A 17,312-nucleotide genomic window follows, 5' to 3' on the forward strand; every position below is an offset into this window, starting at 1 on the left:
GACTAACTGTGGTTTGTGACGCGGTTGGCTATGGGGGCTGTCGTTCCTGCTGGCGCCATCGCCGGCAAGCCAGTGCCTACACGGTCTTCAGACCTGGCCGTATTGCTGCCCATGGCGCAACCAGCGATCCAGCAACGGGCTGACATGTTCCGGCCAGCGCTCCATCAATGCTTGCGCCGCATCGCGCACGGCGGGAAGCAAATCGGCGTCGCGCATCAGGTCGGCGACCTTGAATTGCAGCAGGCCGGTTTGGCGGGTGCCGAGCATTTCGCCGGGGCCGCGCAGTTCGAGATCCTTTTCGGCGATGATAAAACCGTCGTTGGTTTCGCGCATGATGCCCAGGCGCTGGCGCCCGATCTGTGACAGCGGCGGATGGTACAGCAGCACGCAATGGCTGGCTGCGCTGCCCCGCCCGACACGACCGCGTAACTGGTGCAGTTGCGCCAAGCCCAGGCGCTCGGGGTTTTCGATGATCATCAGGCTGGCATTGGGCACGTCCACCCCCACCTCGATCACGGTAGTGGCCACCAGCAGTTGCAGGTTGCCGGCCTTGAATTCGGCCATCACCGCGGCCTTTTCCGCAGGCTTCATGCGCCCGTGGATCAGCCCGACCTTGAGCTCACCCAGGGCGCTGGTGAGGTCTTCAAAGGTGGTCTCGGCGGCCTGGCAGGTCAGCTCTTCGGACTCTTCGATCAGCGTGCACACCCAGTAGGCCTGGCGGCCTTCGGCACAGGCACCGCGTACGCGCTCGATCACTTCGACACGGCGGGTGTCGGTGACCAGCACCGTGTTGACCGGGGTACGGCCGGGCGGCAATTCGTCGAGGATCGAAGTGTCGAGGTCGGCGTAGGCGCTCATGGCCAGGGTGCGCGGGATCGGCGTCGCGGTCATGATCAACTGGTGCGGGTTCATCCGGCCACCCACGCCTTTCTGGCGCAGGGCCAGGCGCTGTTGCACGCCGAAGCGGTGCTGTTCGTCAATGATCACCAGGGCGAGGTTCTTGAACTTCACTTCCTCCTGGAACAGTGCGTGGGTGCCCACCACCATCGGTGCGCCACCGGCGATTTGCTCCAGCGCGGCGGCACGCACCTTGCCCTTGAGCTTGCCTGCCAGCCACGCGACTTCCAGGCCCAGCGGTTCGAGCCAGCGCTTGAAGGTGATGAAGTGTTGCTCGGCGAGAATCTCGGTGGGTGCCATCAGCGCCACCTGGTAACCGGCTTCCAGGGCTTGCAAGGCAGCGAGGGCGGCGACCACGGTCTTGCCCGCGCCCACGTCGCCCTGGATCAGCCGCAGCATTGGCTCTTTCTGGCTGAGGTCGTAGGCGATTTCATTGCCGACGCGCTGCTGGGCACCGGTCGGCGCGAAGCCGAGGTTGGCCAGGTATTGGGCAGGCAAACGCGTTGCCTTGGGCATCGCCGGGGCGCGCAGGGAACGCATGCTCTCGCGCAGGCGTTGCTGGGACAGTTGGTGGGTCAGCAGTTCTTCAAAGGCCAAGCGGTGCTGGGCCCAGTGATGACCCAGCGCCAGTTCATCGACATCGGCGTCGGCGGGCGGGTGATGCAGGTAGCGAATCGCATCGTCCAGCGGCGCCAGTTGATAGTCGCGGGCCAGCTCCAGGGGCAGCCAGTCGGGCAGGCTCTTCGGGCCAAGCATCGCCAGGGTCTGCATGCACAGTTGGCGCAGGCGCTGCTGGGTCAAGCCCTCGGTGAGCGGGTAGATCGGGGTAAGTGTAGTGTCGACCGGCGGCGGTTCGTCGCCCGTGATGGCGCGGTATTCCGGGTGGTAGATCTCCAGGCCCGACGCGCCGGGCCGCGCTTCGCCATAGCAACGCACGCGTGTGCCGCGTTTGAGGCCTTCCTTCTGCGCATTGCTGAAATGGTAGAAGCGCAGGCTCAGGCCACCGGTACCGTCCTGCAGGCGCACGACCAGGCTACGGCGCTTGCCCATCACCACGTCGGCGCCGCTGACGGTGCCTTCGACCACCGCATCCTGCCCAGGGCGCAGATGGCCGATGGGCACCACGCGGGTACGATCCTGGTAGCGCAGGGGCAGGTGAAACAGCACGTCCTGGAGGTTCTCCAGGCCGACCTTGGCCAGCTTCTCGGCCATGGCCTCGCCGACACCCTTGAGTGCCGTCACCGACACCTGCGACAGCTCCGTCATATTGTTGCTCAGCTCGCGGCAGGCGGCTTGGCCACCGAACACAGGCGGATCGAGTCGGCGAGGATCTCAATCGCTTTGGGCCGTGGGAAGCTGGCGCGCCAGGCGATCGCCACGGTGCGGAACGGCACCGGCGGCGTCAGTGGGCGCACTGCGATGACGCCGGGGGCGTAGTGATGGCTGTCCACCGCCGACAGCGGCAGGATTGAAATGCCCAGGCCGGAAGCGACCATGTGGCGAATGGTTTCCAGGGAACTGGATTCCACGGTGGTGTGCTTGGCACCGTCGTTGCCCTTGGTCAGGGTCGGGCAGGCTTCCAGCACCTGGTCGCGGAAGCAGTGGCCTTCGCCGAGCAGCAGCAGGCTCTTGTCGTTGAGCAGGCCGGCATCGATGGTGTCTTTTTGTGTCCACGGATGGGAGGCGGGCATCAACACGTAGAACGGCTCGTCGTAGAGCGGCAGGGTCAGTACGTCTGCTTCGTTGAAAGGTAAGGCGATGATGATCGCGTCCAACTCGCCGTTGCGCAGTTTGTCGCGCAAGACGTGGGTGAAGTTTTCTTCGATATACAGCGGCATCTGCGGCGCAACGCGATGCAGTTGCGGGATCAGGTGCGGAAACAAGTATGGGCCGACGGTGTAGATGGCGCCGACTTTCAGCGGTGCGGTCAGCTGGTTTTTGCCGGCCTGGGCCAGTTCGCGAATGCTTTGCGCCTGCTCCAGCACCTTCTGGGCCTGGGCCACGATGCCTTCGCCCACCGGGGTGAGGCGCACGGCGCTCTTGCTGCGCTCGAAAATCAGCACACCGAGTTCGTCTTCAAGCTTTTTCACGCCCACCGACAGCGTCGGCTGGCTGACGTGGCAACGCTCGGCCGCGTGGCCGAAGTGCTGCTCTTGGGCGAGGGTAACGATGTAGCGTAATTCTGTAAGAGTCATAGCGGGCGTCCATGAGGTTGCGGGCCAAGCATACCGGCTGCAATCGATAGACGCACGTTATCAGAACTTTGGTTGGGATTGAGCGGGGAGTGCGGAGGATTTAGCTGAAAAACGGATTTTTTGAGGCAGTGAAATCAAATGTGGGAGCGGGCTTGCCAGCGATGCAAGCACCTCGGTCTATCAGTTGCACCAAGGTGATGCTATCGCAGGCAAGCCCGTTCCCACACAAGCTGACTCCTGCAACCTTCAGCGGCGACGCTTCTCAATGTTGTACACGAACGGTGCAACGATCTCGATGCTGCCGCCTTTCAACATATAGGCTGGTGGCTTGGGCAGCGGCTGGGCACGACGGATCATGTCCAGGGTCGCGCGGTCCAGGTCGGCATTGCCGGAGCGGCCCACCAACTCATAGGACAGCACGTTGCCTTCGGCATCCACCACAAACTTCAGGCGGTTCAGGCCTTCTTTGCCACGAGCCTGGGCACCTGGTGGGTACTTCTTGTACTTCTGCAAGTGCGCCAACAGTGCGCCTTCCCAAGACGCTTTGGCGGCGACCTGTTGCGGCGAAGGGCCAGGCACGGGCTGGGCCGATTTTTCCGCTGGCGTGTTAGTTGGTGGAGCGTCGCTCGGCGGTTCCTCGGAGGGTTTCTCCTTGGGTGGCTCGATCTTTTTCTCCACAGGCTTGGGCGGCTGCGGTTTTGGCTTGGGCTTGACCGGCTTGGGCGCCTGGATCGTCGGCTTGGGTGCCTCGGCCATTTTCGGCAGGGGCAGCTCTTCGACCGGTGCAGGCGGTTGCGGCGGCGTGACCACCTTGGGCGGTGCAGGCGGCGGTGGGGCTGGCATCGGTGCCAGGTCGATGACCATGGCGGCCGGTGGCAACTGCACCGTACGCGGCGCTGACCAATGCAGCGCGATAGCGATCGCGACGGCATGCACGCCCAGTACGACGGCGAGGCTGGTGCCATAACGCGTCAGTTTGTGGCGCGTTGTGATCATTTCTTGGCTGCCGTCTCAAGTCCAACCAGGCCTACCTTGAGGTAGCCGGCTGCCCGCAGGGCGTCCATCACGCTCATCAGGTCGCCATAGTCCACGCCTTTGTCAGCCTGGAAGAAGATCGTCGTGTCTTTCTTGCCTTGGGTCTTGGCGTCGAGCACCGGCCCCAGGGTTTCCGTCTTGACTTCTTCTTCACCCAGGAACAGGCGTTGGTCCGCCTTGACGCTGAGGAAGATGGGTTTTTCCGGCCGCGGCGCCGGCTTGGCGCTGGACGCGGGCAGGTCAACCTTGATGTCCACGGTCGCCAACGGTGCGGCCACCATGAAGATGATCAGCAGCACCAGCATCACGTCGATAAACGGCGTGACGTTGATTTCGTGGTTCTCGACGAGTTCGTCGTCGCCTTGATTCAAATGCAGGCCCATGGCCGATTACCCCACTTTCACCATGTGCGGTTGCGAGCTGCGCTCGGTAGGCAGGTGATCGAGGTCGCGGCTGACCAGCAGCAGGACTTCAGCCGACGCGTCCGATACCTGGGCCTTGTAGCCGGCTATCGAGCGGGCGAAGACGTTGTAGATCACTACCGCAGGAATCGCGGCAACCAGGCCCAGTGCAGTAGCCAGCAGGGCTTCGGCGATGCCGGGGGCAACGACGGCAAGGTTGGTGGTTTGGGTTTTGGCGATGCCGATGAAGCTGTTCATGATGCCCCACACGGTACCGAACAGGCCGACGAAGGGTGCGGTCGAGCCGATGGTTGCCAGCACGCCGGTGCCGCTGCTCATGTTTCGACCGCAGGCCGCCACTAGGCGCTCCAGGCGGAAGGCCACGCGTTCCTTGATGCCTTCTTTTTCGCGGGCGTTGGCCGACAGGCGCATTTCTTCCAGCGCGTCGTGCACCAGGGTGTTGGCCAGAGTGCCTTTCTTGGTCGCGCTTTCGCTCGCTTCCTTAAGGGTGGTGGCCTTTTTCAGGTGGACGATTTCGCTGCGCAGGCGACGCTTGGCACCCAGCAGTTCGAGGCCTTTGGCGATCCAGATGGTCCAGGTGATGATCGAGGCAATGGCCAGGCCGATCATGACGGCTTTCACCACGACGTCGGCGTTCTGATACATGCCCCACGGCGACAGGTCGTGGGCCATGCCCAAGGTGTTGTCTTCTTCCAGAACTACGCCGGTGTCGTCGGCGGAGGCTGGGTCAGCAGCCTGGGCCGGGTCGGTAGCGGCTGGCGCGGCGGCCGGTGCGGCAGCAGCAGGCGGGGTAGCTGGCGCGGTGGCATCAGCCAAGGCGGCGGTCGGTGCCAGCAGAACGCTGAACAGCAGCGCAGCAATCGCGCGCCAAGCGCGGGACGGGCTGTGAAGCTTGGTTGGCGAAGCGGGGGTTGTATTACGTGTCATGCTGGCCGGACCTGAGTAAAAAAATGAGTGATCGTCCTTCCAGACCCAAGGGGTCGAGGACAAATGGGCGGTTATTATTGCAAGTAATTCTTGTTAACAAAAGTAATACAGTAACTTTATTTATGCTTTTTCTGGCCGGCGATCCACCGAGGCGGCTAACCTAGACCTTTCAATACGGAGTTTTGTGATGTCAGCGCCTTCTGTTGTGATTGCCGGCTGTGGCGATGTAGGTAGTCGGCTGGCAAGCCAATTGCTCGCCTCGGGATGGGAGGTGCATGGCTTGCGGCGGGATATTTCGCGGCTCCCTGACGGTGTGATAGGCATTGCTGGCGACCTGTTCAACAAGGATTGCCCTGACACCTGGCCGATCGGCGGGGTGGATTACCTGGTGTACTGCGCCGCCGCGACTGACCACGACGAAGCCGGCTATCGCGCCGCTTATGTAGAAGGGCTGAAACACGTACTGGAGTGGTTGGGCGACTACGGTCAGGAGCCGAAACATTTGTTGTTTGTTTCCAGCAGCAGCGTCTATGGGCAGCAGAATGGAGAGTGGGTCGACGAAACGTCGGAGACTCAAGCCAAGGGTTATTCCGGGCAAGTGATGCTGGAGGCTGAGCAAGTGGCGCTCAATAGTGGCATTCCGGCCAGCATCGTCCGATTGACCGGTATTTATGGCCCAGGCCGCGAATGGCTGCTGACCCAGGTTCGCCAGGGCTACCGTGTCGCAATTGATCCGCCTTTATATGGCAACCGGATTCATGCGGATGATGCGGCGGGCTTGTTGGCGTTTTTGTTGCGGCATGTGGAGCAGGGTGGCTCGTTGGATGAGATCTACATCGGCGTCGACGATGCGCCCGCTCCGCTGGCGGAAGTGGTGGCGTGGTTGCGCGAGTATCTGGGTGTGACGGAGTGGTCCGAGGATGCGAGTGTGCGTCGTGCGGGCAGCAAGCGATGCAGTAATCCGCGGGCGAAGGCGCTGGGTTGGACGCCGACCTATCCAACTTACCGCGAAGGCTACGCGGCGATCCTCAGAGGCTGAAACACAGTTAAAAAATATGGGAGCGGCGGTGCGCCGCGCCCACATTTGAATCTGTGTTTGGCAGCTTAATTACTTTTCCAGCAACCACTGCCGCGGTCCGGGCGTAAACGAAGGCACTTCATCCGCTCCCGCAGTATTGATCGCCTGGAAGATTTCCAGCTGCTTGCCCTTGCGCACAAAAATCCACGGGTTGCCCTGGCCGTTGAGTTGCAGCCAGATGCTGTCATAGCCGCCGCTCATCGAGGCGCAATCACCGGCCAGGCACAGCGAGTACCGATCAACATTAGGCAAGCCGACAACCTTGCCGTCAGCCTGGAACTGCACGATGGCGCCGCTACCGAAGCCGTCGGTGATCTTCCAGTCGCCGCCCATGTAGGCCGCGTAAAGCGCACGCTCAAAGTTCGCGCCGATGGGAGCACCGTCCGGCGCGGCGTCCTTGGGGCGGGCAAGCAGCTGTGCTGGCTCGTTGTCGTTGGCCGATTGCAGCAGTTGTTCACCTTTACGCTTGAGCTCGGTGGCTGAGCTGCCGTAGAAGTCTACGCTCCAGGCGCCGGATTTCTCACCCAGCAACTTGCCTTCGGCTACTTCAAAACCGTTGTAGTAGCGCGCCTGCGCGGCCTTGGTATTAACCTCCCATTCGAGGTTAGGGCCATAGCTTTGCAGGGCTTCACGCAAAGGGCCGCCCTTGGCTGCCGCATCGATGGCGACCTGGTTGATCCAGGTGCCGCTCACGTCCAGGTCGGCAGGGTTGCTGGCGCAGCCGCCGAGCAGCAGGGCGAGCAATGATGAGGCTACAAGCGCTTTGCGCATCATGAAATCCTTTTAAAACGAAGTCGGCGCAGCCTATGGGAGGGCCGCGCCGGGTGTTTTACTCGATGACCAGAATCGCGTCCATCTCAACCTGCGCACCCTTTGGCAGGGCAGCAACGCCGATAGCGGCGCGGGCTGGGTACGGCTGTTCGAAGTACTTGCCCATGATCTCGTTGACCTTGGCGAAGTGGCTCAGGTCGGTGAGGAAAATGTTCAGCTTGACGATGTCCTTGAACGAACCACCGGCAGCTTCAGCAACCGACTTGAGGTTTTCGAAGACCTGCACAGTCTGTGCTTCAAAGCCTTCCACCAGTTCCATGGTCTTCGGGTCCAGTGGGATCTGGCCGGACATGTAGACGGTGTTGCCCGCCTTGATCGCCTGGGAGTAAGTGCCGATCGCGGCCGGGGCTTTCTCGCTGGTGATAACGGTCTTGGTCATTTATGACTCCTTGTAAGAGGTGGTGACGTATTTGAAGCCCTATGCCCGCATACGGGTGATGCGGATCACACCGATCAGGGCGCGCAGTTTCTTGATCACGCGGGCTAGGTGCACACGGTCGTGCACGCTGACCACCAGCTGGACCACGCTGATGCGACCATCGCGCTCGTCCATGCTGATTTTCTCGATATTGCCGTCGGCCGCGTTGACGCTGCTGGCCAGCAGGGCGATCAGGCCGCGTTGGTGTTCCAGCTCCACGCGCAACTCGACGTTGAATTCGCCGGTGACATCCTTGGCCCACGAGAGCTGGATGCATTTTTCCGGGTTGTGACGGACTTCGGTGATGTTCCGGCAGTTGTCCAGGTGCACCACCATGCCTTTGCCCGCCGACAAGTGGCCGACAATCGGGTCGCCCGGGATCGGCGTGCAACACTTGGCGTAGCTGAGCACCAAGCCTTCGGTGCCGCGAATCGCCAGTGGGCCTTCCGGGCTTGGTAGCTGTTCACCTTCGCCGAGCAAGCGGCGGGCGACGACGTAGGCCATGCGGTTGCCCAGGCCGATATCTTCCAGCAGGTCTTCGATGGTTTCCTGGCGATACTCGTGAAGCATCGCTTGCACGCGCTCTGTAGGAACTTTGTCCAGGGCACTGTCGAAACCATTAAGTACCTTGTTCAGCAGGCGTTCGCCGAGGCTGATGGATTCGGAGCGGCGCTGCAGCTTCAGGGCGTGACGGATATGTGTGCGCGCTTTGCCGGTGACCACAAAGTTGAGCCAGGCTGGGTTCGGGCGTGCGCCCGGTGCGCTGACGATCTCGACCGTGGAGCCGCTTTGCAGCGGTTCGGACAGCGGCGCGAGGCGGCGATTGATCCGACAGGCAATGCAGCTGTTGCCCACGTCGGTGTGCACTGCGTAGGCAAAGTCGACCGCCGTGGAGCCTTTGGGCAGTTCCATGATCCGGCCTTTGGGCGTGAACACGTAGACCTCGTCCGGGAACAGGTCGATCTTCACGCTTTCGATAAATTCGAGGGAGTTGCCGGCACGTTGCTGCATTTCCAGCACGCCCTTGACCCACTGGCGGGCGCGGGCATGTGTGCCTTTGGGCTGCTCGTCGCCGCTGGATTTGTACAGCCAATGGGCGGCGATGCCGTTGTTGGCCATCTCTTCCATTTCGCGGGTGCGGATCTGGATTTCGATCGGCACCCCGTGCATACCGAACAGCGTGGTATGCAGCGACTGGTAGCCGTTGGCCTTGGGAATCGCGATGTAGTCTTTGAAGCGGCCGGGCAGGGGCTTGTACAAATTATGTACAGCGCCGAGCACGCGGTAGCAGGTGTCGACCTTGTCGACGATGATCCGGAACGCGTACACGTCCATGATCTCGTTGAAGGCCCGACGCTTGCCGCGCATCTTTTTGTAGATGCCGTAGAGGTGCTTCTGCCGCCCGCTGACTTCGCCTTCGATCTCGTCGATCGCGAGGCAATGGCTCAGCGACTCTTCGATTTTGTTGACGATTTCCTTGCGGTTGCCCCGGGCGCGTTTGACCGCCTGGTAGATGCGCGCCGAACGCATCGGGTGCATGGCTTTGAAGCCGAGGTCTTCGAACTCGATACGAATGGCATGCATGCCCAGCCGGTTGGCGATGGGCGCGTAGATTTCCAGGGTTTCCTTGGCGATGCGCCGGCGCTTTTCGCCGGACAGCACTTCCAGCGTGCGCATGTTGTGCAGCCGGTCTGCCAGCTTGACCAGAATCACCCGAATGTCGCGGGCCATGGCCATGGCCATCTTCTGGAAGTTTTCCGCCTGGGCTTCGGCCTTGGTCTCGAAGTTCATCTGGGTCAGTTTGCTGACCCCGTCGACCAGTTCGGCCACGGTTTCACCGAACTGCGCTTGCAGCGCTTCTTTGGCGATACCGGTGTCTTCGATCACGTCATGCAGCATTGCGGCCATCAGGCTTTGATGGTCCATGTGCATGTCGGCAAGAATATTTGCCACCGCAAGGGGATGCGTGACATACGCCTCGCCACTACGGCGGCGTTGCCCGTCGTGGGCTTGTTCGGCGTAGAAATACGCTCGGCGGACCAGGTTGACCTGGTCTGGGCCGAGGTAGGCCGATAAGCGATCGGCGAGGGCGTCTATGCTCGGCAAAGTGTTAACTCCTGCCGTTGGCTGTGACCCCGCGCCGTGCTACGTCGACCAGGCATAGGCTTAGACGGCCTCGTTGGACTCGTCCTCGAACGCTGCAAACAGCGGTTCGTCTTCAACGATTTCGGCGTTGGCGATGAACTCGTAGCTCATCAGCCCTTCAGCGATTTCACGCAGCGCCACAACGGTAGGCTTGTCGTTTTCCCACTGGACCAATGGCTCTTTGCCGCCAGTGGCCAGTTGACGGGCACGCTTGGTAGAGAGCATGACCAGCTCAAAGCGGTTATCCACGTGTTCTAGGCAGTCTTCAACGGTTACGCGGGCCATGGTATTCCTCGGAGCGAATGCAAGATGCGCGCTGCCCGGTTGGGCAAGCGGACTAAACAGTTTAAAAAATCACCAGCGTTTAGGGAAGCGCTGATTTTTCTCAGGCCCTCGCAAAACCGCTACAAGCGCCAATGTAAAGCCCTTGCAGCGGTTTTGGGAAGAGCCAATCAGCCGAGCAGTTCGGCCAGTAATTTGCCGAAACGCTGTTGTTGGCGCTTTTGCTGGAGCTGGTTGGTGCGGAAAATCGCCTTCAAATCGTCCAAAGCGTGGGCAAAATCGTCGTTGATGATCAGGTAGTCATAGTCGACGTAATGGCTCATTTCGCTGACGGCCTCACGCATGCGGCCTTCGATGATCTCGTCGCTGTCCTGGCCGCGATTTTTCAAGCGCTGGTGCAAGGCTTCAAGCGACGGAGGCAGGATAAAGATCGAACGCGCCTTGGGCATCAGCTGGCGCACTTGCTCGGCTCCCTGCCAGTCGATTTCCAGAATCAGGTCGTGGCCTTCGTCCAGGGTCTGCTGCAAGTGGCTTTGCGACGTGCCGTAGAGGTTGCCGAAGACTTCGGCGCGCTCGAGGAAGTCGCCGTGCTCGATCATCTTGACGAACTCGGTGCGTTCGACGAAGTGATAGTGCACGCCGTTCACCTCACCCGGGCGCATGGCGCGGGTGGTGTGGGAAACCGAGATGCGGATCTGCTCGTCAGCGTCGGTCAGGGCCTTGACCAGGCTGCTTTTGCCCGCGCCCGAGGGGGCGGAAATGATGTAAAGGGTGCCGGTGCTGTGGGTCATGGAGGTTGCCTTACTCAATATTCTGTACTTGTTCGCGCATCTGCTCGATCAACACTTTGAGGTTGACCGCAGCCGTAGTGCTACGCGGATCGAACGCCTTGGAGCCCAGTGTATTGGCTTCGCGGTTGAGTTCCTGCATCAGGAAGTCCAGGCGCCGACCGGCGGCTCCTCCCGATTTGAGCACGCGGCGCACTTCAAGGATGTGGGTGCTCAGACGATCAAGCTCCTCGGCGACGTCGCTCTTTTGCGCCAGCAACACCATTTCCTGTTCCAGGCGCACCGGGTCGAGGTCGGCCTTCATGTCGGTAAAGCGGTCGAGCACCTTCTGGCGCTGGGTGGCGAGCATCTGCGGCACCAGCTCGCGCAGGGTGACCACGTCTGCTTCGATGGAGGTAAGACGCTCGCTGATCAGGCGTGCCAGCTCGGCGCCTTCGCGCTCGCGGCCGGCCTTGAGCTCCTTCAAGCCCTGGTTGAACAGGGCGAGGGCTTCGGCGTTGAGGGCTTGCGGGTCGGTGGCGTCGGCCACCAATACGCCAGGCCAAGCCAGCACTTCCAGTGGGTTGAGCGCGGCAGGTTGCTTGATCAGGCCGGCGATGGTCTCGGCGGCGGCCACCAATTGTGCCGCGCGGTCGCGATCAACCTGCAGCGGCTTGCCGGTGGTTTCCTCGGTAAAGCGCAGGGTGCATTCCAGCTTGCCACGGGAGATGCCCTGGCGCAGCGCCTCACGCACGGCGCCTTCGAGATCGCGGAATGACTCCGGCAGACGCAGGTGCGGTTCCAGGTAGCGGCTGTTGACCGAGCGCAGCTCCCAGCTCAGGGTGCCTTGTACGCCGGCTTTTTCGACGCGGGCGAAGGCGGTCATGCTGTGCACCATGGAGGTACCTCGCGTTGCAGTCCCGCAAACACGGGCTGATGGTTAAGAAGGCGCAGGATTGTAGCGCAGTGGGGCGAGCACGCCCAAACTCGACCATTCGTAACAGGATTTTTTAGCAGTGCCCCGAATCGGCTCGCGGCTCTATAATGCTCGGCAGTTTTTCGTCCTCAGTACAGGTGTCTCCCTATGAAACGTCCAAGTGGTCGCGCTGCCGATCAGCTCCGCTCGATCCGCATCACCCGCAACTACACCAAACACGCCGAGGGGTCTGTACTGGTCGAGTTTGGCGATACCAAGGTGATCTGCACCGTCAGCGTCGAAAACGGCGTACCGCGTTTCCTTAAAGGTCAGGGCCAGGGTTGGTTGACCGCCGAGTACGGCATGCTGCCGCGTGCCACCGGTGAGCGTAACCAGCGTGAAGCCAGCCGTGGCAAGCAAGGCGGCCGCACCCTGGAAATCCAGCGCTTGATCGGTCGTTCCCTGCGCGCAGCCCTGGATATGTCCAAGCTGGGCGACGTGACCCTGTACGTCGACTGCGACGTGATCCAGGCCGACGGCGGCACCCGCACCGCGTCCATCACCGGCGCCATGGTCGCCCTGGTTGATGCACTCAAAGTGATCAAGAAGCGTGGCGGCCTGAAAGGCGGTGACCCGCTCAAGCAAATGATCGCTGCCGTATCGGTAGGCATGTACCAGGGCGAGCCTGTGCTGGACCTCGACTACCTGGAAGACTCGGCCGCCGAGACCGACCTGAACGTGGTGATGACCAGCACGGGTGGCTTCATCGAAGTGCAGGGCACTGCCGAAGGCGCGCCGTTCCAGCCGGCTGATCTGAACGCGATGCTGGCCTTGGCCCAGAAAGGCATGACCGAGATTTTCGAACTGCAGAACGCCGCCCTGGCTGACTGAGTCGGCCTCAAGGAGAAACGCCATGAATGACAGCCAGATGCCGGTGCCTACGCCTTCCTACGAAGTGCGTCAGGGGGCAATGTTGTGCCATCTCGCGGCGTTTCTGGGGTTTGTGTTCCCCTTCGGCAGTGTCGTGGGGCCGCTGATCCTGTGGCAGATGAAGAAGGAAGTGGACCCGTTCATTGATGATCAGGGCAAGGAAGCCCTGAACTTCCAGATCACCGTGGCCATCGCCTGGATGGTTTGCATCGTGCTGGCCTTCGCGGTGGTTGGGTTTTTCCTGATGTTCGCCCTGGCGATCGCCACGGTGGTGCTGACCATCATTGGTAGCATCAAGGCCAACAAGGGCATTGCCTATCGCTATCCCTTGACCTGGCGCGTGATCAAATAATGAACAGGCACAAAAAAACCGGCAGCGATGTCGGTTTTTTTGTGCCTGGAAAAAGACCTTAGATAGTCAGTGTCCAGTCGTAGTCCACGATCAGCGGCGCGTGCTGCGAGAAGCGCGGCTGGCGCGGCAGGCGTGCGCTGCGAACGAACCGGCGCAGACCTGGGGTCAGCAACTGGTAGTCGAAACGCCAGCCCAGGTTAAGCATCTCAGCCTGTTCGTTGTCCGGCCACCAGCTGTACTGGTCGCCTTCGCGGCTGACTTCGCGCAGGGCATCCACATAGCCCATGTTGCCGACAATCTCGTCCATCCAGGCGCGCTCTGGCGCCAGGAAGCCCGGGGATTGCTGGCTGTCGCGCCAGTTCTTGATATCCAGCTTTTGTTGCGCCACGTACAGCGAGCCACAATAAATGTACTCGCGACGTTTGCGCCGCTGTTTATCCAGATAACGGGCGAAATCGTCCATTAGCTTGAACTTCTGGTTCAAGTCTTCATCGCCGTTCTGCCCCGAAGGGAGCAGCAAGGTCGCGATGCTGACCTTATCGAAATCGGCTTGCAGGTAGCGCCCGTAGCGGTCGGCTGTCTCGAAGCCGAGGCCGCTGATGACCGCCTTGGGTTGCAACCGCGAATACAAAGCCACGCCACCTTGGGTGGGCACTTCGGCATCGCAGGCATAAAGGAAGTAGCCATCCAGTTGGAAGGCTGGGTCGTCCAGTTCAAAGGCGGAGGCGCGGGTATCCTGCAGGCAGATGACGTCGGCATTCTGGGCTTGCAGCCAACTGAGCAAACCACGCTCGACTGCAGCCTGAATACCATTAACGTTCACACTGATGATCCGCATAAATGGCCCCAAAAATCGCGTGCGTGTATGATACACGCCGTCTACCTAATTAGCTAAATCCGTGGTATCTGAGGCTTTTTTCATGCAGGCGTATCAACGCGATTTCATTCGTTTTGCCATCGATCGCGGCGTTTTGCGCTTCGGTGAGTTCACTCTGAAGTCCGGGCGCACCAGCCCGTACTTTTTCAATGCAGGCTTGTTCAACTCGGGTTCGGCCCTGGCTCAGTTGGGTCGTTTCTACGCGGCAGCCATCGTTGAAAGCGGTATTTCCTTCGACGTTTTGTTCGGTCCGGCCTACAAGGGCATTCCCCTGGCAGCTGCGACTGCCGTGGCACTGGCTGAGCATCACGGGCGGGACCTGCCGTGGTGCTTCAACCGCAAAGAGGCCAAGGCCCATGGCGAAGGTGGCAGCCTGGTGGGCGCGCCGCTCACCGGCGATGTGTTGATCATCGATGACGTGATCACTGCCGGTACTGCCATCCGCGAAGTGATGCAGATCATCGCGTCCCAGGACGGCGCCAAGGCCGCCGGTGTACTGATCGCGCTGAACCGCCAGGAGCGTGGCAACGGAGCGTTGTCGGCAATTCAGGAAGTGGAGCGCGATTTCGGTATTCCGGTAGTGAGCATCGTGTCGCTGAACCAGGTACTGCAGTTCCTGGAGGATGATCCTCAGCTCAAGCAACACCTGCCGGCTGTGCGTGCGTACCGCGAGCAATTCGGCGTCTGACACAGTAAATCCTGTGGAGTTGTCGTGTGTGCGGGCTTGTTCGCGAAGGCGGTCTTTCAGTGATACGGGTGCTGACTGATCCACCGCTTTCGCGAGCACGCCCGCTCTCACAGGGGATCTCCCCATTGCTGCAAAATCAGTGTCCAAAAAAAGGCCCCGCTCAATCAAATTGAGCGGGGCCTTTTTGTTTGCAGTGTTTAAGGACGCTTGCGGTTACTGATCAGTGTGCCCACACCCGTGTCGGTGAAGATTTCCAGCAGGATCGCGTTCGGTACCCGGCCATCCAGGATCAATGAGCTGCCCACGCCGCCTTGCACCGCTTCCAGCGCGCAACGGATTTTCGGCAGCATGCCGCCGTAGATGGTGCCGTCGGCGATCAACTCGTCCACTTGTTGAGTGGTCAGGCCGGTCAACACCTTGCCTTCCTTGTCCATCAGGCCGGCGATGTTGGTCAGCAGCATCAGCTTTTCAGCCTTCAGCGCTTCGGCCACCTTACCGGCCACCAGGTCGGCGTTGATGTTGTAGGACTCGCCGTTTTCACCCACGCCTATTGGCGCGATCACCGGGATGAAGTCACCTTTCACCAGCAGGTTCAGCAGGTCTGTGTTGATGCCGATGACTTCACCCACCTGGCCGATGTCGATGATTTCCGGTTGGGTCATCTCCGGCGTCTGGCGGGTCACCGTCAGTTTTTTTGCGCGGATCAGCTCCGCGTCCTTGCCGGTCAGGCCAATGGCGCTGCCGCCGTGGCGGTTGATCAGGTTGACGATGTCCTTGTTGACCTGGCCGCCGAGGACCATCTCCACCACGTCCATGGTTTGCGCGTCAGTGACGCGCATGCCATCGATGAAGTGACTCTCGATCGACAAGCGCTTGAGCAGATCGCCGATTTGCGGGCCACCACCGTGGACTACCACCGGGTTGATCCCCACGGCTTTCATCAACACGATGTCGCGGGCAAAGCCGGTTTTCAGCTCTTCGCTTTCCATGGCATTGCCGCCGTACTTGATCACCAGCGTCTTGCCGACGTAGCGTCGGATGTAAGGCAACGCTTCGGAAAGGACCTTGGCAGTGTTGGCAGCGGCTTCGCGTTCGAGGGTCATTCAGGGCTCCGGTTAAAAATCAGAACGGTAATTGGAGATCAGGGGCAACACGTTTCAACTGGGCGTGGAACACGTCCTTGATGCGCTGCAACTCAGCCTCGGTATCCGCCTCGAAACGCAGGACCAGCACCGGTGTGGTGTTGGACGCGCGAACCAGGCCCCAGCCTTTGGCGTAATCGACTCGCACACCATCAATGGTGGTCAGGTTAGCGCCTTCGCCCCATTGCGCATCGTGCAGTGCGTCAATGATGCTGAATTTGCTCTCCTCGGTCACATGGATATTGATCTCTGGCGTAGAAATATCATTCGGGAAGGTCTGAAACAGCTCTTCGGCCGTGGATTTTTCCTTGCTGAGGATCTCCAGCAGACGGGCGGCGCTGTAAATGCCGTCGTCAAACCCGAACCAGCGCTCCTTGAAGAACACATGGCCGCTCATTTCGCCGGCCAACAGCGCGCCGGTTTCCTTCATTTTCTTTTTGATCAACGAGTGACCGGTCTTCCACATTAGCGGGCGACCGCCATATTCCTTGATCAGTGGCGTGAGGCGGCGGGTGCACTTCACGTCGAAGATGATCTCGGCGTTGGGGTTGCGCGCCACCACATCGCGGGCGAACAGCATCAGCAGGCGATCCGGGAACACGATTTCGCCGGTTTCGGTCACCACACCCACGCGGTCGCCGTCACCGTCGAAGGCCAGGCCCACGTCAGCCCCGGTTTCCTTGACCTTGGCGATCAGGTCCACCAGGTTTTCAGGCTTGCCCGGGTCTGGGTGATGGTTCGGGAAGTTGCCGTCGACGTCGCAGAACAAGGGGATCACTTCGCAGTTAAGGGCTTCGAGCAACTGCGGAGCGATCACGCCGGCCGCGCCGTTGCCGCAGTCCACCACCACTTTCAGGCGGCGTGCGAGTTTGACGTCGCCGGTGATTTCATCAGAGTAGCGCTGCAGGATGTCGACTTTGGTGACGGTGCCCTGGCCGCTGGCCAGGTTGTTGGTCTTCAGGCGGTTGTGCAGGGCCTGGATCTGTTCGTTGGCCAGGGTGTCGCCAGCGATGACGATCTTGAAGCCGTTGTAGTCCGACGGGTTATGGCTGCCGGTGAGCATCACTCCGGACTTGCCGGCCAGTACGTTGGCTGCGTAGTACAGCGCAGGCGTCGGCACCAGGCCCACGTCGCTGACATGGCAACCGCTGTCGGCCAGGCCCTGGATCAACTGTTCCACCAATTCCGGGCCGGACAGGCGACCGTCACGGCCAACCGAGACGTTGGGCTCGCCCTGGGCCTGGCTCTGTGAGCCGATGGCACGGCCAATCCAGTAGGCTGTTTCGGCAGTCAGGGTCTTGGGCACCACGCCACGAATGTCATAGGCGCGAAAGATGCTGTCGGGGAATGTCGGGGCTACGCGGGCTGCGGTACTCATCGCGGGGGGAAACTCCATCTGAAGGGGGCAAG

17 protein-coding genes and 1 pseudogene are annotated in these 17,312 nt (G+C 60.9%); 4 read left to right on the forward strand and 14 right to left on the reverse strand.

From position 1 onward, the window contains the following. Nucleotides 1-87 precede the first annotated feature (87 nt). The 5 genes from recG to exbB form a co-directional block, all read right to left on the reverse strand. Entirely contained in the window at nucleotides 88-2,163 is a 2,076-nt protein-coding gene (gene recG / locus AACY30_RS09585) for an ATP-dependent DNA helicase RecG (RefSeq protein ID WP_339415080.1), read from the reverse strand. Between the two features lie 8 nt (nucleotides 2,164-2,171). Further along, nucleotides 2,172-3,092, reverse strand: coding sequence for a hydrogen peroxide-inducible genes activator (locus tag AACY30_RS09590; protein WP_003213305.1), 921 nt, complete (start codon nucleotides 3,090-3,092; stop codon nucleotides 2,172-2,174). Nucleotides 3,093-3,338: 246 nt separating this feature from the next. Next, nucleotides 3,339-4,088: an energy transducer TonB gene (locus AACY30_RS09595; protein WP_339415081.1), complete on the reverse strand. Its 750-nt coding sequence runs from the start codon at nucleotides 4,086-4,088 to the stop codon at nucleotides 3,339-3,341. Continuing rightward, entirely contained in the window at nucleotides 4,085-4,510 is a 426-nt protein-coding gene (exbD, locus tag AACY30_RS09600; protein WP_017526806.1) for a TonB system transport protein ExbD, read from the reverse strand. The genes AACY30_RS09595 and exbD overlap by 4 nt, the downstream gene beginning before the upstream one ends. 6 nt (nucleotides 4,511-4,516) lie before the next feature. Then, nucleotides 4,517-5,476, reverse strand: a complete 960-nt coding sequence (gene exbB / locus AACY30_RS09605; protein WP_339540220.1) for a tonB-system energizer ExbB — start codon at nucleotides 5,474-5,476, stop codon at nucleotides 4,517-4,519. 187 nt (nucleotides 5,477-5,663) lie between these two features. On the opposite strand from exbB, the gene AACY30_RS09610 reads away from it, so the two are divergent. Next, on the forward strand, nucleotides 5,664-6,515 hold the full coding sequence (locus AACY30_RS09610) for an SDR family oxidoreductase (RefSeq protein ID WP_339471076.1): 852 nt from the start codon (nucleotides 5,664-5,666) through the stop codon (nucleotides 6,513-6,515). Between the two features lie 69 nt (nucleotides 6,516-6,584). Here the strand turns inward: AACY30_RS09610 and AACY30_RS09615 are convergent, their stop codons facing one another. The 6 genes from AACY30_RS09615 to AACY30_RS09640 all read right to left on the reverse strand — a co-directional run bounded on the left by AACY30_RS09615 (nucleotide 6,585) and on the right by AACY30_RS09640 (nucleotide 11,895). Beyond that, complete coding sequence (locus AACY30_RS09615) at nucleotides 6,585-7,325, reverse strand: hypothetical protein (protein WP_339540221.1); 741 nt, start codon at nucleotides 7,323-7,325, stop codon at nucleotides 6,585-6,587. Between the two features lie 58 nt (nucleotides 7,326-7,383). Then, complete coding sequence (locus tag AACY30_RS09620) at nucleotides 7,384-7,764, reverse strand: RidA family protein (protein WP_339471072.1); 381 nt, start codon at nucleotides 7,762-7,764, stop codon at nucleotides 7,384-7,386. A gap of 39 nt (nucleotides 7,765-7,803) precedes the next feature. Continuing rightward, complete coding sequence (spoT, locus tag AACY30_RS09625; protein WP_339415086.1) at nucleotides 7,804-9,909, reverse strand: bifunctional GTP diphosphokinase/guanosine-3',5'-bis pyrophosphate 3'-pyrophosphohydrolase; 2,106 nt, start codon at nucleotides 9,907-9,909, stop codon at nucleotides 7,804-7,806. A gap of 60 nt (nucleotides 9,910-9,969) precedes the next feature. Then, nucleotides 9,970-10,233 carry a DNA-directed RNA polymerase subunit omega gene (gene rpoZ, locus AACY30_RS09630; protein ID WP_003176920.1) on the reverse strand — a complete coding sequence of 88 codons (264 nt, stop codon included), beginning with the start codon at nucleotides 10,231-10,233 and terminating at the stop codon, nucleotides 9,970-9,972. 167 nt (nucleotides 10,234-10,400) lie between these two features. Next, nucleotides 10,401-11,021, reverse strand: coding sequence for a guanylate kinase (gmk, locus tag AACY30_RS09635; RefSeq protein WP_065875477.1), 621 nt, complete (start codon nucleotides 11,019-11,021; stop codon nucleotides 10,401-10,403). Nucleotides 11,022-11,031: 10 nt separating this feature from the next. Then, a complete protein-coding gene (locus AACY30_RS09640) occupies nucleotides 11,032-11,895 on the reverse strand; it encodes a YicC/YloC family endoribonuclease (protein ID WP_339471071.1) in 864 nt (287 codons plus the stop codon). Between the two features lie 186 nt (nucleotides 11,896-12,081). On the opposite strand from AACY30_RS09640, the gene rph reads away from it, so the two are divergent. Continuing rightward, the gene (gene rph / locus AACY30_RS09645; protein WP_003213280.1) at nucleotides 12,082-12,804 is read left to right on the forward strand and encodes a ribonuclease PH; all 723 of its coding nucleotides are present in this window, start codon (nucleotides 12,082-12,084) and stop codon (nucleotides 12,802-12,804) included. Nucleotides 12,805-12,826: 22 nt separating this feature from the next. Next, nucleotides 12,827-13,195, forward strand: a complete 369-nt coding sequence (locus AACY30_RS09650) for a DUF4870 domain-containing protein (RefSeq protein WP_065875476.1) — start codon at nucleotides 12,827-12,829, stop codon at nucleotides 13,193-13,195. A 58-nt stretch (nucleotides 13,196-13,253) separates the two neighbouring features. Here the strand turns inward: AACY30_RS09650 and AACY30_RS09655 are convergent, their stop codons facing one another. Then, the gene (locus tag AACY30_RS09655; protein ID WP_003195493.1) at nucleotides 13,254-14,033 is read right to left on the reverse strand and encodes an exodeoxyribonuclease III; all 780 of its coding nucleotides are present in this window, start codon (nucleotides 14,031-14,033) and stop codon (nucleotides 13,254-13,256) included. Between the two features lie 82 nt (nucleotides 14,034-14,115). Between AACY30_RS09655 and pyrE the strand changes: the two genes are divergently transcribed. Beyond that, complete coding sequence (pyrE, locus tag AACY30_RS09660) at nucleotides 14,116-14,760, forward strand: orotate phosphoribosyltransferase (RefSeq protein WP_339471070.1); 645 nt, start codon at nucleotides 14,116-14,118, stop codon at nucleotides 14,758-14,760. 197 nt (nucleotides 14,761-14,957) lie between these two features. Here the strand turns inward: pyrE and argB are convergent, their stop codons facing one another. Further along, the gene (gene argB / locus AACY30_RS09665; protein WP_339471068.1) at nucleotides 14,958-15,863 is read right to left on the reverse strand and encodes an acetylglutamate kinase; all 906 of its coding nucleotides are present in this window, start codon (nucleotides 15,861-15,863) and stop codon (nucleotides 14,958-14,960) included. Between the two features lie 19 nt (nucleotides 15,864-15,882). Beyond that, nucleotides 15,883-17,289, reverse strand: a pseudogene (locus AACY30_RS09670) (phosphomannomutase/phosphoglucomutase); the annotation flags it as partial. Between the last annotated feature and the right edge of the window lie 23 nt (nucleotides 17,290-17,312).

It is taken from the genome of Pseudomonas sp. RA_5y_Pfl1_P24 (assembly GCF_963970945.1).
Taxonomy (GTDB): Bacteria; Pseudomonadota; Gammaproteobacteria; order Pseudomonadales; family Pseudomonadaceae; genus Aquipseudomonas; species Aquipseudomonas tritici.

Coding starts and splice junctions, on each gene's coding strand:
- recG (WP_339415080.1), bottom strand. CDS start 2,163: ATGACGGAGCTGTCGCAGGTGTCGGTGACGGCACTCAAGGGTGTCGGC.
- AACY30_RS09590 (WP_003213305.1), bottom strand. CDS start 3,092: ATGACTCTTACAGAATTACGCTACATCGTTACCCTCGCCCAAGAGCAG.
- AACY30_RS09595 (WP_339415081.1), bottom strand. CDS start 4,088: ATGATCACAACGCGCCACAAACTGACGCGTTATGGCACCAGCCTCGCC.
- exbD (WP_017526806.1), bottom strand. CDS start 4,510: ATGGGCCTGCATTTGAATCAAGGCGACGACGAACTCGTCGAGAACCAC.
- exbB (WP_339540220.1), bottom strand. CDS start 5,476: ATGACACGTAATACAACCCCCGCTTCGCCAACCAAGCTTCACAGCCCG.
- AACY30_RS09610 (WP_339471076.1), top strand. CDS start 5,664: ATGTCAGCGCCTTCTGTTGTGATTGCCGGCTGTGGCGATGTAGGTAGT.
- AACY30_RS09615 (WP_339540221.1), bottom strand. CDS start 7,325: ATGCGCAAAGCGCTTGTAGCCTCATCATTGCTCGCCCTGCTGCTCGGC.
- AACY30_RS09620 (WP_339471072.1), bottom strand. CDS start 7,764: ATGACCAAGACCGTTATCACCAGCGAGAAAGCCCCGGCCGCGATCGGC.
- rpoZ (WP_003176920.1), bottom strand. CDS start 10,233: ATGGCCCGCGTAACCGTTGAAGACTGCCTAGAACACGTGGATAACCGC.
- gmk (WP_065875477.1), bottom strand. CDS start 11,021: ATGACCCACAGCACCGGCACCCTTTACATCATTTCCGCCCCCTCGGGC.
- AACY30_RS09640 (WP_339471071.1), bottom strand. CDS start 11,895: ATGGTGCACAGCATGACCGCCTTCGCCCGCGTCGAAAAAGCCGGCGTA.
- rph (WP_003213280.1), top strand. CDS start 12,082: ATGAAACGTCCAAGTGGTCGCGCTGCCGATCAGCTCCGCTCGATCCGC.
- AACY30_RS09650 (WP_065875476.1), top strand. CDS start 12,827: ATGAATGACAGCCAGATGCCGGTGCCTACGCCTTCCTACGAAGTGCGT.
- AACY30_RS09655 (WP_003195493.1), bottom strand. CDS start 14,033: ATGCGGATCATCAGTGTGAACGTTAATGGTATTCAGGCTGCAGTCGAG.
- pyrE (WP_339471070.1), top strand. CDS start 14,116: ATGCAGGCGTATCAACGCGATTTCATTCGTTTTGCCATCGATCGCGGC.
- argB (WP_339471068.1), bottom strand. CDS start 15,863: ATGACCCTCGAACGCGAAGCCGCTGCCAACACTGCCAAGGTCCTTTCC.